General features: G+C 59.8%; 13 protein-coding genes. 3 read left to right on the forward strand and 10 right to left on the reverse strand.

Annotation, left to right across the window (positions count from 1 at the left end):
- Nucleotides 1-24 precede the first annotated feature (24 nt).
- The 3 genes from MWU54_RS08985 (at nt 25) to MWU54_RS08995 (ending at nt 2,870) form a co-directional block, all read left to right on the forward strand.
- The gene (locus tag MWU54_RS08985; protein ID WP_247082359.1) at nt 25-1,011 is read left to right on the forward strand and encodes a TRAP transporter substrate-binding protein; all 987 of its coding nucleotides are present in this window, start codon (nt 25-27) and stop codon (nt 1,009-1,011) included.
- 63 nt (nt 1,012-1,074) lie between these two features.
- Nucleotides 1,075-1,614, forward strand: coding sequence for a TRAP transporter small permease subunit (locus MWU54_RS08990; RefSeq protein WP_247082361.1), 540 nt, complete (start codon nt 1,075-1,077; stop codon nt 1,612-1,614).
- Entirely contained in the window at nt 1,611-2,870 is a 1,260-nt protein-coding gene (locus MWU54_RS08995; protein WP_247082363.1) for a TRAP transporter large permease, read from the forward strand. The genes MWU54_RS08990 and MWU54_RS08995 overlap by 4 nt, the downstream gene beginning before the upstream one ends.
- Before the next feature lie 99 nt (nt 2,871-2,969).
- Here MWU54_RS08995 and MWU54_RS09000 read toward each other — a convergent pair whose 3' ends face one another.
- The 10 genes from MWU54_RS09000 to MWU54_RS09045 all read right to left on the reverse strand — a co-directional run bounded on the left by MWU54_RS09000 (nt 2,970) and on the right by MWU54_RS09045 (nt 13,851).
- Nucleotides 2,970-4,217 carry a Zn-dependent hydrolase gene (locus MWU54_RS09000; protein ID WP_247082364.1) on the reverse strand — a complete coding sequence of 416 codons (1,248 nt, stop codon included), beginning with the start codon at nt 4,215-4,217 and terminating at the stop codon, nt 2,970-2,972.
- A gap of 3 nt (nt 4,218-4,220) precedes the next feature.
- Nucleotides 4,221-5,249, reverse strand: coding sequence for a histone deacetylase family protein (locus tag MWU54_RS09005; protein WP_247082365.1), 1,029 nt, complete (start codon nt 5,247-5,249; stop codon nt 4,221-4,223).
- A gap of 18 nt (nt 5,250-5,267) precedes the next feature.
- On the reverse strand, nt 5,268-6,239 hold the full coding sequence (locus MWU54_RS09010) for a glyoxylate/hydroxypyruvate reductase A (protein WP_247082366.1): 972 nt from the start codon (nt 6,237-6,239) through the stop codon (nt 5,268-5,270).
- The gene (locus MWU54_RS09015) at nt 6,236-7,864 is read right to left on the reverse strand and encodes an ABC transporter ATP-binding protein (protein WP_247082368.1); all 1,629 of its coding nucleotides are present in this window, start codon (nt 7,862-7,864) and stop codon (nt 6,236-6,238) included. The genes MWU54_RS09010 and MWU54_RS09015 overlap by 4 nt, the downstream gene beginning before the upstream one ends.
- Nucleotides 7,861-8,700 carry an ABC transporter permease gene (locus tag MWU54_RS09020; protein WP_247082370.1) on the reverse strand — a complete coding sequence of 280 codons (840 nt, stop codon included), beginning with the start codon at nt 8,698-8,700 and terminating at the stop codon, nt 7,861-7,863. Before MWU54_RS09020 ends, MWU54_RS09015 begins: the two co-directional genes overlap by 4 nt.
- Nucleotides 8,697-9,668 (reverse strand): ABC transporter permease, encoded by a 972-nt coding sequence (locus tag MWU54_RS09025; RefSeq protein WP_247082373.1) that lies wholly within the window; start codon nt 9,666-9,668, stop codon nt 8,697-8,699. The genes MWU54_RS09020 and MWU54_RS09025 overlap by 4 nt, the downstream gene beginning before the upstream one ends.
- 74 nt (nt 9,669-9,742) lie before the next feature.
- Nucleotides 9,743-11,299: an ABC transporter substrate-binding protein gene (locus MWU54_RS09030; protein ID WP_247082375.1), complete on the reverse strand. Its 1,557-nt coding sequence runs from the start codon at nt 11,297-11,299 to the stop codon at nt 9,743-9,745.
- A 42-nt stretch (nt 11,300-11,341) separates the two neighbouring features.
- Nucleotides 11,342-12,106 carry a class II aldolase/adducin family protein gene (locus MWU54_RS09035; protein WP_247082377.1) on the reverse strand — a complete coding sequence of 255 codons (765 nt, stop codon included), beginning with the start codon at nt 12,104-12,106 and terminating at the stop codon, nt 11,342-11,344.
- Between the two features lie 135 nt (nt 12,107-12,241).
- A complete protein-coding gene (locus tag MWU54_RS09040) occupies nt 12,242-13,198 on the reverse strand; it encodes a LysR family transcriptional regulator (protein ID WP_247082379.1) in 957 nt (318 codons plus the stop codon).
- Nucleotides 13,198-13,851 carry a GntR family transcriptional regulator gene (locus MWU54_RS09045; RefSeq protein WP_247082381.1) on the reverse strand — a complete coding sequence of 218 codons (654 nt, stop codon included), beginning with the start codon at nt 13,849-13,851 and terminating at the stop codon, nt 13,198-13,200. The genes MWU54_RS09040 and MWU54_RS09045 overlap by 1 nt, the downstream gene beginning before the upstream one ends.
- Between the last annotated feature and the right edge of the window lie 139 nt (nt 13,852-13,990).

Below are 13,990 nucleotides of genomic sequence, written 5' to 3' on the forward strand. Positions count from 1 at the left end.
TTATCGCAGATCAGGGAGGATACGATGAAGATCATTCGCAATGCGCTCGGAAGCGTGGCACTTGCCGCCGTTGCTACAATCGCGGCAGGCACCGCCAAGGCCGAAGATTTCCGGCTTGGGTTGATCACGCCACCGCCGCATATCTGGACCAAGGCCGCAGAAGCCTTTGGTGCCGAACTTGCCGAGGCCAGTGGCGGCGCACACAGCGTTACCGTTTTTCCGGCACGCCAGTTGGGCAATGAAGCCGAGATGTTGCAGCAGTTGCAGACCGGCGCGCTCGATATGGCGTTTATGACGGTCGCCGAAGTATCGAACCGCGCCCAGGATTTCGGCGCGTTCTACGCACCGTTCCTGGCCGATGACATCGATCACGCAGGCCGCATTCTGCGCAGCGACACTGCCATCGGCATGCTGGACCAATTGCCTGCCGAAGTAGGTGTGGTCGGTGTGGCCTATGGCATGGCCGGATTGCGCCAGATCGTGGCCAAGGGCGATGTGACCTCTGCCGACGACCTGTCTGGTCTGAAGCTGCGGATCACACCGTTCGATCCGATCCTTGATTTCTACAACGCGCTGGGTGCAGCGCCAACGCCGATGCCGCTGCCAGCGGTCTATGATGCGCTTGCCAACGGTCAGGTCGATGCCATCGACATGGACGCCGAACTGATCTGGGTGCTCAAGTATTTCGAACAGGCCGACACCGTGGTCCAGTCCAACCACATGATGTTCCCGATGGTTGGGCTCGTGTCGGGCCGTGTCTGGGCGCAGTTGTCCGAAGACGACCGGGGGATGATCCGCGACCTGATGGCCAAGCATGTCGACAGCACGATCGACAGCTACATCGAAAACGAACAGGTCTGGCTTGACCAGGTGCGTGACACCGGCACGCAATATGTCGAGGTCGATCAATCCTTCTTTGGTGATGCCGTAGATGAATGGAACACGATCTGGTCCGAAAAGACATCGATGCTGGATGCTCTGCGTCAGGTTGCAAACGACACGGCTGAGTAAATCTCTGGTTAGCGGACCGAGGCACCCTTTGCGGTGCCTCGGTTTCATTTTGAGGGCAGGCGCATGATCGGCCGAATTTCAGCTACATGGGCGCGGTTCGAACTTGCGCTGGCCTCAATTCTTGCGGCTGCGATCACCGCCTTGATCCTCCTCAATGTTCTGACACGCAGCCTTGGGGCGGCGCTGTACTGGGTCGATGAACTGGCGATCTATGCAATGGCGTGGATGACGTTTCTTGGCGCGTCGGCAGGCATTCACTACGGGCATGCCGTGGCGGTGACGATCCTGACGGACAGCCTGCCACCCCCCCTGAAAACGCTTGTCGCCAAGCTGGTCGATGTGATCGTGCTTGTCTTTGCGCTGCTGATGGTCTGGTTCTGCTGGCGCTGGTTCGCACCGCTGGCGCTCGCACAGCACGGGTTCGACACAAAGGCGTTTCAGGGCGCGACCTTCAACTTCATCTATGCGGAACCAACAAGCACACTTGGGTTCCGGAAATACTGGGTGTGGCTGGTGATGTGGGCTTTCGCCTTTGGGGCCGCGCTGCACGGCTTTGCGAACCTGTTCGGACCGGCACACAGACCCGAGGTGTCCTCCACATGACCCCGATCATTTTTGCGTTCAAACTGATGATCGCTGTGCCCGTGGCGCTTGTTTTGGCGCTGACGGCGATCTGGTACATCTGGGAAAGCGACAACGTTGTTCTGTATGACAGCTTTGCGCAAAAGATGTTTTCGGGGCTGGAAAACTACGGATTGCTGGCGATCCCGCTTTTCATGCTTACCGGTGAAATGATGAACGAGGGCGGCATGACACGCCGCCTGATCAACGCCGCACGTGTGTTCGTGGGCGGGTTTCGCGGCGGGCTTGCCTATATCAACTTGCTGGCCAACATGTTCATGGCGGCGATCATCGGATCGGCCACTGCTCAGATTGCCGTGATGGCCCGTGCCATGACACCGGAAATGGAAAACGAAGGCTATTCGCGTGGATTTGCGGCGGCAACGACAGCGGCAGGGGGGTTGCTGGCCCCAGTGATCCCGCCGTCGATGATGTTTGTGATCTTCGGCGTTCTGGCGCAGATCCCCATCGGCGACATGTTCCTTGCCGGGATTTTGCCAGGGCTATTGTTGTTTGTCGCATTCGCGGGCGTGATCTTTGTCATCGGCCTGATCCAGGGATTCCCAAAAGGCACCTGGTTCACCGGACCGGAAGCCCGATCAGCGCTGCTGTCCTGTCTGCCCGCTATGCTGATCCCTGTTGCCATCATCGGCGGCATCCTGTTTGGCATCGCGACACCAACGGAATCGGCGGCAATTGCATCCCTGATTGCCTTTCTTGTTGGCTGGCTGATCTACGGTGAGCTGGAGCCGCAAAAACTGTTCGTTCTGTTCAAACGCACGGCGATCAACGCGTCGATGGTGATTTTCATGATCGCTGCGGCAAACGTCTTTGGTTGGGTCATCATTTACGAAGCCCTGCCGCAGAAACTGGCCACGCTGATCACGTCGATCACAAGCGACCCGTTCATGTTTCTGCTGATCGTCAACCTGATCCTTCTGCTGGTCGGCATGTTGATCGACGGGATCGCAGCCGTGATCCTCATCACGCCGATCCTGCTCCCGATTGCCATGAACGACTACAGCATTGACCCGTTTCACTTCGGTGTCGTGATGTGTCTCAACCTCGTGCTGGGTCTTCTCACACCGCCGGTCGGCGTTGGGCTCTACATCGCGTCCTCGATGAGCGGCGCAAGCCCGGGTCAGATCCTGCGCTCGCTCTGGCCCTTCCTTCTGGTCGTCGCGGCAGTCCTCGTCCTGCTCAGCCGGTTTGAATGGCTGTCGACGGCACTGATTTAGCGCCGCCGAAAGTAAAGTAGTCGGATGCCACCTGGTTCGCGGTCAGAAGTGAACACTGCGTGAATGCAAGACTGACCACAGCGGCAGCGCCGGGTGGCGTTACACTCTGTCCGCCCGTTCAACGACGCTGTGCAGCAGGACGTTCAACCCGGCGCGAAAGCTTTCCGGCGTGCAGAACTCTTCGTTGTTGTGGGTGATGCCGTCTTTGCACGGTGTAAAGATCATTGCGGTGGGGCAGTGTCGCGCAAGGAAATACGCGTCGTGGCCGGCTTGGGATTGCAGATCGCGGTGGTTGAACCCCAGACGCGCGGCGTGCGCACGGATCGAAGCCACCAGCCCCGCGTCAAAGATATCTCCGCCCCAGTGCCATTCGTCTTCAATCTTGTAGGAACAGCCACAGCGCGCTGCGGATTCTGACGCGGCGCGGCGTAAACGCTCTGCCATGAGGCCCGCCGTTTTTTCATCGGGGTGACGCACGTCGCAGACCGCTTCGGCATGGTCTGACAGGATGCCCGCCTTGTTGGGCCAGGCCACCAATCGCGCCGCCGTTGCTTTGCCGTCATAGGCCGCATAGGCCCAGCCGATGTCATCGGCCATGGTCAGCCACCGGGCGCCTGCCGCAAGCGCATTCTGGCGTTGGTCCATCGGTGTCGGGCCGGTATGTGCGGTCCTGCCTGCAAAGCTGACGCGCATTCCGTGGCTGGGATACCCTGCCGTGACAATGCCGATATCGCGCCCTTCGGCGTCGAGGATGGGACCTTGTTCGATATGAAGCTCGAAATACGCATCAATCGGGCGAGGCGCGCAGGGCGCATCGCCCAGGTACCCGATGCGCGCAAGCTCTGCGCCAAAACTCAGCCCGTCGTCATCCACAAGCCCGTGAACCCAGTCAGTGGTGTAGGCCCCGACGAAAGCGCCGGACGCCGACATCGGAGGAGAGAACCGCGCGCCTTCCTCGTTTGTCCAATTCACGATTTCGAGGGGGCGTCGCGTCGCGTGGCCAAGGTCGTTCAGTGTCCGCACGACCTCAAGCGCCGCCAGCACGCCGGCAATCCCGTCAAACCGACCGCCATTGATCTGGGTATCAAGGTGGCTGCCAACAAGAACCGGCGGCACGTCGGGCTCAGTCCCCTCTCGACGGGCAAAGATGTTGCCGCAGGCGTCCACTGTCACGGCTAGCCCGGCCTCTTCGCACCATGTCACGAACAGGTCGCGCATCTCGCGGTCGGCGTCTGACAAGGCAAGCCGGGACAGCCCGCCGGGGCGGCCCACCCCGATCTGTGCAGACGCATCAAGGGTCTGGTTAAACCGCGCAAGGTTGGCGGTGCTGTCCGGCGCGTAACTCATGGATCAGCTGATCTCTTCTCGGAAGGCTGTCAAAAACGCCTCGGCATTGGCTTTTAAAGACGGGCCCAGATAGCCACCTTCCTGGATCAGGACGGTCGGGACGTTCATCGCCGCAATCCGTCGCGCCATATCGGCAAAGTCCTGTGCGTGCAGGTTGACGGCGGCCAGCGGATCATCTGCGGCCATGTCAAAGCCCAGCGAGACGACAAGCGCTTCGGCCCCGAAATCCGTGATTGCACCGATCCCCCGGTCAAGGGCCGCCATCACTTCGGCAGGTCCGTCGCCCATGTTCAGCACTTCGTTGAGGGTTGCACCGGTGCCATCGCCTTCGCCGGTTTCGTCCGCATAACCCAGGTAGAATGTCGCATAGACCGCCGGGTCAGGGTGCAGGGAACAGAAAAACACATCGCCGCGGTCATACAGGATATCGAGCGATCCGTTCCCGGTATGCACGTCCACATCCAGCAACGCGACCTTGTCCCATTTGCCCCGCATGTGGTGCGCCGCGATGCAGGCGTTGTTGTAAAAGCAGAACCCGTTGGAGCAATCCTTCATCGCGTGGTGCCCGGGTGGGCGGCTCAGGCCATAGGACGCGCGGCTGCCGTTCATGACGTCCTGCGCGGCTGTGATCGCCGTCTGCGCCGACCAATAGGCCGCTTCATAGGTGTTTTCGGTCAGCGGTGTGGATGTGTCGGTCATCCACCATCCCATCGCTCCGTTGATGTCCTTGGGACAGCGCCCGCGTCGCGTCCCGGGGTGGCGTGTTGGAATGGCCAGCGCGCCGTCCGGGGCATCGGCGATGAAGCGTGCATAGGCGTCGGTGAAGAAATCGACATAGTCCGGATCATGCACCGCCTTGATGGGCGCGATTCCGAAATCATCCGGTGTTTCCACGGGGAAGCCGTTTTCCAACAACATGTCGCGAATCAGGATGGCGCGTTCGGGCTGTTCGGGGTGCGGCATTGGAGATCCGCCGCGAAAGTAGGTTTCGGGTTTGTGGCCAAGCTGGCGTTCGTCAAAAATAGCTTTCATGGTTGGGTCCTGTTGCGGTCAATAGCCGCTCTTTTTGTCGATTGCGGTTGTGGGGTGGCGTCCTTCGGTCATTTCGCGCACCGATTGCGCGAGCGCATGCGCCACCGCGCTGGGCGATGTGACACTGGCTTCATGCGGGGTGATGACAATTTTCGGATGCGCCCAGAAAGGATGCTCTGGCGGGAGCGGCTCTTGCCGAAAAACGTCCAGCGATGCGCCACTGAGATGGCCATTGTCCAAAGCGGCTAGTAGATCGTCTTCGATCAGATGTTCACCGCGCCCCAACTGGATCAGCGCGGCGTGTTTCGGCATTTGCGCAAACAGCGGTGCCGCCAGAATGTCACGCGTGTCGTCTGTCAGCGGCAGAACATTGATCAGGATATCGGATTTCGCCGCAACCTGAGTGACCGCATCCGGTCCTGCGATCCGCGTAATGCCGCGCTCTGCGGGTCCGTCGCTGCGGGTGGCCGCGACAATGGGAAACCCCATCGTCCGGACGGTCTCGGCAATGGCGCGGCCCATATATCCGAAGCCAAGGAGTCCGACTGTCACCTGGGACGGTGGGCGCAGGGTTTTGATCAGAACACGGGTCCAGTCAGCGCGCGATGCCGCGTCCAGATAGGCCCCCATATTGCGATGATGCCAGACAACCTGCCACGCGGCGAACCCTGCCATGATCGCGGCCTGTTCCGGGTCATGGACCCGGGTGACCACAGCATCGTGCGGTAAACTCGGGGTCTTGAGTACCGGATCAACGCCCGCCGCGATGACTTGTACAAGTTCGATATTCGGATAGGCGTCAAACGCGTCCGGGGACGGGCGCCATGCCAGCGCAAAACGGACATTGGCGGGATCGGTCACCTCGGACGGCTTGAGCACACGCAGACCGGGCAGATGTGACATGGCGGTGCCGAAGATTTCCGGAAGGTCCAGTTGATCGCAGAGATACACGCCCTCGATCGGTTGGTGCGTTTGCAAGGACATGTTCATGCCGGCGCCCCTTGCGCCGCCAGCGCGGCTTCGTGATCCTTGCCCGGAATGGCATCAAGCAGGGACTGGGTGTACGCGGTTTGCGGTTTACCCAGCACTTGCGCTGACGGCCCGAATTCCACCATCTCGCCTCGTTGCATAACGATGATGCGGTCACACACCTGTGCCGCGACCCGCAGGTCGTGGGTGATAAAGATCATCGACAGGTTCAGGCGGGTTTTCAGGTCGGCCAGAAGGTCAAGCACCTGCGCCTGAATGGATACGTCGAGCGCCGAAACAGCCTCGTCTGCGATGATCACCTCCGGGTCGAGCGCAAGCGCGCGGGCGATGCCGACACGTTGCCGTTGCCCGCCGGAAAATTCGTGCGGAAAGCGGCTCATGGCGGACGGATCAAGCCCCACAAGTGTCAGCAATTCCGCGGCCTTCGCGCGGGCGGTCGCTTTGTCCGTGCCATATGCGATCAGCCCTTCGGTGAGGATCGTTCCGATCCGCGACCGGGGATTGAGCGAGGAATAGGGGTCCTGAAAGATCATCTGAATACGGCGACGATGGTGCCGCAATTCCTGACCCCTGATCTTGGAAATGTCCTGCCCGTTGATTTCAACGACACCGCTTTGCGGGTTCAGCAATCGCACGATGCAGCGCCCCAACGTAGACTTGCCCGACCCGCTTTCGCCCACGATCCCGATGGTTTCACCTTGGTACAGATCGAATGTCGCGTTTTGAACGGCCTTCACGACCCGCTGTTTTTTGAAAAAACCACCGGTGCGCGAGGTGAAGGTCATGTTCAGGTCGCGCACGCTCAGGATTGGTTGGGCGGCCTGTTCGGCGCTGTCGCGGAAGGTCAGGCGCGGAATCGCGTCCAGCAACGCGCGTGTATACGGATGCGTCGGGTTGAGCAGAACGGTGTCAGCGTCACCTGTTTCGACCACTTCACCGTGTTGCATGACAATGACCCGGTCGGCGATATCCGCCACAACGCCAAAGTCGTGCGTGATGAACAGAACCGCCATGCCGTGATTGCGGCGCAGGTCTTCGATCAGGTCAAGGATCTGCGCCTGCGTTGTCACATCAAGCGCGGTGGTGGGTTCATCGGCAATCAGGATCTTCGGCTCCAGAGCCAAGGCCATGGCGATCACAACACGTTGCCGCTGGCCGCCGGACAGTTGGAACGGATAAGCGCGGATGGTGGTTTCCGGATCGGGCAGGCCGACCTCGTGCAGCAATTCCAACGCGCGTTTGCGCCGCTCGGACGGAGTCAGCAAATTATGGGCTTCGTACACCTCTGCAATCTGGTCGCCAATCCGCATCAGCGGGTTCAGGGCGCTGAGGGGTTCCTGAAAGATCATCGAGATGTCCTTGCCGCGCAGAGCCATCATCTCGTCATCACTCAGGGTCAGCAGGTCGCGCCCTTCAAACTGGATGTGTCCGGCCGAAGGCGTCACGCCTTCGGGCAACAGCCCCATCAGCGCGTTGGCCGACATGGATTTGCCCGATCCGCTTTCACCGACGATGCACAGGATTTCGCCCCGATCGAGCGTAAAGGACACATCCTTGACCGCCAGATCGCGGTCCGCCCCCTTGGGCAAGGCGATGGACAGATTGTCGATCGTCAGAAGGCTCATGACGTGCGCTTTCGCAGGCGGGGGTTCAGCGCATCATTCAGCCCTTCGCCGATCAGGTTCAGCGACAACACCGTCAGAAGGATCGCAAGCCCGGGAATAAAGCTGAGCCACCATGCGGTGCGCAAAACGGTGCGCGCCGCGCCAATCATGTAACCCCATGACATCACATTCGGATCGCCAAGACCAAGGAACGACAATGAGCTTTCCAGCAGGATCGCGGTAGCGACCATCAGGGATGCCAGAACGATAATCGGGGGCAGGGCGTTCGGCAGTACTTGTTGCAGTATGATGCGCAGGTTGCTTTGGCCCGACAGCGTCGCCGCTTCGACAAATTCGCGGTTGCGCAGGCTTAGAACTTCGCCCCGAACCAGACGTGCGACAGGTGGCCAACTGACGATGGCGATGGCAAGGATCACGTAAGACAGTGTCGGCTGAAAGATCGCAAGCAGCACGATGGCCAACGCAAAGCTGGGAATGGTCTGGAAAAACTCGGTAAAGCGCATCAGCGCATCGTCGACCATGCCACCGTAATAGCCCGCCAACGCACCGATAGGGATCCCGATGGCCAAGGCAACGACCGTGGACACCAGCCCCACAAGCAGCGAAACGCGCGCGCCATGAAAAAGCCCCGACAACACATCGCGGCCAAGTGCATCGGTGCCCAAGGGCAGCCCATCCATTTCGAACGGCGGCAGGAACGGACGCTGCACCATCGACCAGGGGCTGCGCGGAAACAGGAACGGGGCCGCGACGGCGCAGATGATCACGATGGTCAGGATAATCAGGCCAATCACGGCGCCACGATTTTGGCAGAAACGGGACCAGAACGCGCTCATTTTGTCAGCCTGATGCGAGGATCCACGATACCATACAGGATATCGGTGATGAGGTTGAACAAGAGGACCATTGCGGCCGAGATAAAGAAGACACCCAGGATCACGTTGTAATCCCGCTGGCTGATCGCTTCGAACATCAACCGCCCGATGCCGGGCCACGCAAAGACGGTTTCGGTCAGGACCGCACCACCGACGATTTGCCCGGCTTGCAGGCCCGCCAGCGTGATCACCGGCAGCAAGGCGTTCCGCAGAACGTGGCGGCGCTGGATCACCGAATTGCGCAGGCCTTTGGCGCGCGCGGTTTTGACGAAATCAAGCCGCGAGACCTCAAGCATCGAGGCGCGCGTCATGCGCATGTAAATCGCGGTGAAGAACAGGCCCAGCGTTGTGGCGGGAAGGATCAGATGCTTGCCGATATCCAGCATCCGGTCAATGCCGGTATAATTCGCGCCAATGGTCTGGTAGCCGAAGCCCGGCAACCAGCCCAGCCAGACCGAGAACAGCAGCGACGCCATGAGCGCCACCCAGAACAGCGGCGTTGCGTAAAAGATCAGGGCCAGGGTCGAGATTAGCGTATCCCACCATGTTCCTTGTGTCTGCGCGGCCAGAACTCCTGCGGCGACACCGAAAACGATGGAAATCACAAAGGCCGTCGCGGTCAAAAGCAGAGTCGCTGGCAGGCGGTCCCAGATGAGTTCGGCGACGGGCATTTGCTGTCGGTAGGAAAAGCCCAGATCAAGCTGGATTGCGCCCTTCATGTAATTCCAAAGCTGGACATGGAACGGTTGGTCCAGCCCGAACCGTTCGCGCAGGTCTTGCAGGAACTTTTCGTCCGCCGCACCCGCTTCGCCCGCCATCACAGCCGCCGGATCGCCGGGGGCCGCGTGGATGAGAACGAAGTTCAGCACGAGAATCGCAAGCAGGATAAAGACGGCTTTGACAAGCCGCGCCGCGATAAAGCCTAGCACGGGACGCCTCCGGGATTGACTGGGAACACCCCGCCGCGTCGGATGAACGCGCGGCGGGGTAGGGTCAGGTCAGATCAGTTCTGCACCAGCCACGCATCGCGCAGCCCGTCATTGACGCCGATCGCGGTGCTGACCGGGTTTTTCAGGTCGCAACGGTAGATCGTGGGGAACTGCAGTTCCAGTAGCCATGCCAGTGGTACATCATCGACAATGATGTCCTGAACCTTGCTGTACAGCTCCTGACGCTTGTCATCCGATGCCTGCACCGCGGCTTCAGCAAAAAGCGCGTCCACCTCCTCGTTCACATAGCCCGACACGTTGTTCCACGGGCTGCCTTTGGCGATGTTCGACGAGATATAGGTTCGCGCCACGCCCAGTGCCGGATCGCCGTACTGGTAGAGGTATGTGAACGCGAGGTCGAAATCCCAGTCGCCGGTGCGCTGGTTCCAGCCCGCGACGTCTGTTGCGACGATCTCGGAATTGATGCCGACTTCGGACAGGTTCTGACGTGTTGCTTCTGCCCAGCGCTGCCATGTTTCGCCATAAGGCAAAGGCAGGATCTGGAGCGTTTCGCCGTCATACCCGGACTGCGCAAGATACTCCCTGGCCTTGTCCGGGTTGAACGAAATGTCTGGCGTGTCCGGGTCATGGAACCGGGTGACCGAACTGACCGGGCCATTGGCCAGGTTGCCGTTGCCGTTCCACAAGGCGTCCCGTGCAAATTCACGGTCCAGCGCGTGCATCACGGCCTTGCGCAGATTCTTGTCCGTCATCGGGCCTTCGTGCAGGTTCATCCACATCCAGGAATGCGGTCCGAAGAATTCCCAGCCATCATTCGTGTAGCACACATTGTCCATCGCCGTCAGACGCGGGATGTCAAAGTTCTCGACCGATCCACCGGGAAGAAGATCAACCTGACCGGTTTCAAACGCCACCGCGCGCGAGGCCGCATCGGGGATGACCTGGTAGTAGATTTCGTCCAGGTAGGGCAGGCCGTCGATGTAATAGTCTTCGTTCTTCACCAGATGGATATACGAGCCGCGTTCCCATTCCTGGAACTTGAACGGGCCGGTGCCAATCGGTGTGTTGTTTGCCGGGTTATTGGCGAAATCCGTGCCTTCGTAGATGTGTTTCGGGATCATCGGCATCGTGCCGGTTTCAAAGATACCCAGGAACGGACCAAAGGGTTGCTTCAGGGTAAAGACAACCGTCTGCGGATCGGGCGCTTCGATGCTGTCGACATGCACAAGGCTGGCGCGCAGGCGAGCATGGGTTTCGCGCAGGAATGTATCGACCGAGAACACAACATCAGCCGAGGTGAACGGTTCACCGTCATGCCAGAGCACGTTGTCCTGCAGTGTAAATGTGTAGATCAGACCATCATCTGACACGGTCCACTCCTTTGCCAGCGACGGCATTGGGTTCAGGTCGGTGTCATAGCGCAGCAGGCTTTCATAGATCTGACCCGCAACCATCTGCGTCGGGCCGTTCTGGATCAGACCCAACATCAGGCCGGGCGGTTCTGGCTGAATCACAGCGTTCAGCGTCCCACCCGAAACGGGTTCTTCCGCCGATAGCGCCGAGGCCAGCGCAATGGCAGCGGCAGAGGTCAAAAGTCGAAAGGTCTTCATGGAAAGTCTCCCTGTTGATGGAGGTGAAACACCCTGCCTGCCTTATTGTGACAGGTCCGGGTAATGCTTGAGCGCGAGGCGCAGATAGGCCTCCCACTCGGGGTCGGGCACGGCAGGATTGCCGCGATCTTTGGTGGCTGCGTCATACTGACGGGCCGTGAATTCAGCGAGATCATCGGACACGCGGTTCACCTCTGCGCCCGACGACAAGAGCGCCACCTGCGCCTTGCAGGTGCGTTCAAGGTTGTACATCAGAGTAAACGCCTCGCCCACGGTTCCGCCGCAGGTGAGCAGGCCGTGATTGCGCAAGATCATTGCCTTGGCATCGCCAAGATCAGCCACCAGCCGTTCACGTTCCGACAGATCAAGGGCAATGCCTTCGTAGTCGTGAAATGCGACGCGGTTGTGGAACTGCATCGCCCATTGATTGAGCGGCAGGATGCCGTCTTTCATCGACGACACGGTCACGCCTGCAACCGTGTGGGTATGCAGCACGCAGCCCACTTCGGGGCGTGCGGCATGTACAGCGCTGTGAATGGTGAACCCGGCGGCGTTAATGCCTTTGCCGTAATCATCCCGCAGGATGTTGCCGTCCAGATCAACGGTAACAAGGTTGGAGGCCGTCACCTCGTCAAACCGAAGCCCAAACGGATTGATCAGGAATCCGTGCTCTGACTCGTCCTTGGGGGCGCGGGCCGAAATATGGGTGAAAATGCTGTCATCCAGCCCGAAATGCGCGACCATACGATAGGCGGCGGCCAGATGCAGCCGCTCTGAGGGAATGTTGTCGATGGACTCGTGTTTCATGCGTTGGTGTCCCCCAAGGCTGAACTGCGTGCCGATATAGGTGTCAGGGTGCAGGTAACCCCAACTGACGAACAGCGTAGCAACGAGTCTCCGCTCTGAAAAATAGAGTGGTTCAATTTTAGATATTGTAATTAGCTATGCAAGCTGCGGACCACTGCTGCCCAGCACCTCTTTCGCAACATCCAGAAACGTCTGCTCTGCGGCGCTCAGATGACGGGCGGGATCGTGCACGAAATACATGTCTGCCCGCAAATCGATCCCCGGCAGATCAATATGCCAAAGCGTTTCGTCCTGCACCTCACGCGTGACCGCGTGCACCGGCAAAACGCCGATTCCCAACCCCGCTATGATCATGCGGCACACCTCGGCGAAATCGCCGCTGGTGCCGCTGACGGTGCGCCCGATGCCGGTATCGTCGCGCAATGCAATCATCGGCTCTGGGGCGCGGCCTTCGGCGTCACAGGAAAACGAGATAACAGGCGTTTCGCGCAATTCGTTCAAGGACACATCGCTGCGCCCAAACAGCGGGTGCTCTGCCCCGCAGAACACGCCGTATTTCGCGCTCAGAAGCAAATCACACCCCAATCGCGCGACGGGGCGCATCATCAGACACACGCCAAACGGCACAATGCCAGTTGCGACATTGTGTTGAATCGTGTGGCTTGAAGCGATCTGGATCTCCAGCAGAACGGATGGATGGCGTTGGTGCATGAGGCGCAGGATTTCATCGAACAAGCCACTTCGCGCGCCGGTGACGACCTGAAGCTGGACGCTGCCAACAAGGTCGGAGTGCAGCGCCTTGAGCTTTTCTTCGGCACGCAAGGATGCGTCAAACATCTTCTCAACTTCGGCAAACAGCACCTGACCTGCTGCCGTCAGTTCAAACGTGCGCTGCCCCCGTTGGACAAGCGTTTGGCCCAGTTGCTTTTCCAGCCGCTGCAACGCAGCGCTTACAGACGGTTGCGCCAAGCCAAGGGCCTTTGCAGCGCGTGTCACGCCACGTTCCGAGGCGATGAAATAGAAACTGCGCAACAGACCCCAGTTCTGACAGGTGCCCGACAGCTCAGGAGGGACGTGAAGCGCCTTGTTCATCAGGCCGCAACCCCGGAAAAGTGCTGCGCGCGCAGGGCGTCGATCTGGACCAGCAAGGCGTCTTTGGCGGATGCGATATCGCACTGCATCGCGCGCCGCGCCGCCGCGCTGTCCCGCGCGATCAGGGCGGCCACCAGTTCGGCGTGATGCACATTCAGGTCAGGGGGCGCGGTGTCATAGTAGCAGGCGACCAAGGGGCCCATCTGCAGCCACAATCCGCGCAGGATTTTTTGCAAATGCGGCATGCCCGCGATCTCGCTCAGTGCCAGATGAAAATCCTGATTTCCCTCGGTGGCGTCCCCCCAGTTGCGCTTGGCCAATGCCTTGTCGTTGCGGTTCAGCAGCCGTTGCAGGTCCTTAATATGTGCCGGTGTCGCTTCTTGCGCGGCCCGTTCTGCTGCGAGTCCCTCCAACAACAACCGGATGTCGAGGATCTCCAGATAACTGCGCCGGGTCAGAACCGGCACGCGCACGTCTTTGGGCGACCGCATTTCCAGCACCTGCTCGTGTGTCAACTGCTTGACCGCGTCGCGGACCGGCGTGCTGCTCACGCCAAGTTGGTCGGCCAACCCGCGAATGGTCAGCTTGTCATTTGGCCGCATCTGCCCGGTCAAAAGCGCCTTGGCGATGCGGTCGTATACCTGCTGTCCCAATTGGGTTTGCCCAATGGATTGCATCTGAACTGTGCCCCACTACGTCCGGAATTCTGATGTATGATGCATCAAAATGGCTTGCCATACCAGCCCATCTGCGATTAGCACAGAACCGTTCGCTCCACCCTTTAGTGAAAGA

It is taken from the genome of Marivita sp. S6314 (assembly GCF_023015985.1).
Classification (GTDB): Bacteria; Pseudomonadota; Alphaproteobacteria; order Rhodobacterales; family Rhodobacteraceae; genus Marivita.

Coding starts and splice junctions, on each gene's coding strand:
- MWU54_RS09035 (WP_247082377.1), bottom strand. CDS start 12,106: ATGAAACACGAGTCCATCGACAACATTCCCTCAGAGCGGCTGCATCTG.
- MWU54_RS08985 (WP_247082359.1), top strand. CDS start 25: ATGAAGATCATTCGCAATGCGCTCGGAAGCGTGGCACTTGCCGCCGTT.
- MWU54_RS09020 (WP_247082370.1), bottom strand. CDS start 8,700: ATGAGCGCGTTCTGGTCCCGTTTCTGCCAAAATCGTGGCGCCGTGATT.
- MWU54_RS09010 (WP_247082366.1), bottom strand. CDS start 6,239: ATGAACATGTCCTTGCAAACGCACCAACCGATCGAGGGCGTGTATCTC.
- MWU54_RS09015 (WP_247082368.1), bottom strand. CDS start 7,864: ATGAGCCTTCTGACGATCGACAATCTGTCCATCGCCTTGCCCAAGGGG.
- MWU54_RS08990 (WP_247082361.1), top strand. CDS start 1,075: ATGATCGGCCGAATTTCAGCTACATGGGCGCGGTTCGAACTTGCGCTG.
- MWU54_RS09000 (WP_247082364.1), bottom strand. CDS start 4,217: ATGAGTTACGCGCCGGACAGCACCGCCAACCTTGCGCGGTTTAACCAG.
- MWU54_RS09040 (WP_247082379.1), bottom strand. CDS start 13,198: ATGAACAAGGCGCTTCACGTCCCTCCTGAGCTGTCGGGCACCTGTCAG.
- MWU54_RS09005 (WP_247082365.1), bottom strand. CDS start 5,249: ATGAAAGCTATTTTTGACGAACGCCAGCTTGGCCACAAACCCGAAACC.
- MWU54_RS08995 (WP_247082363.1), top strand. CDS start 1,611: ATGACCCCGATCATTTTTGCGTTCAAACTGATGATCGCTGTGCCCGTG.
- MWU54_RS09030 (WP_247082375.1), bottom strand. CDS start 11,299: ATGAAGACCTTTCGACTTTTGACCTCTGCCGCTGCCATTGCGCTGGCC.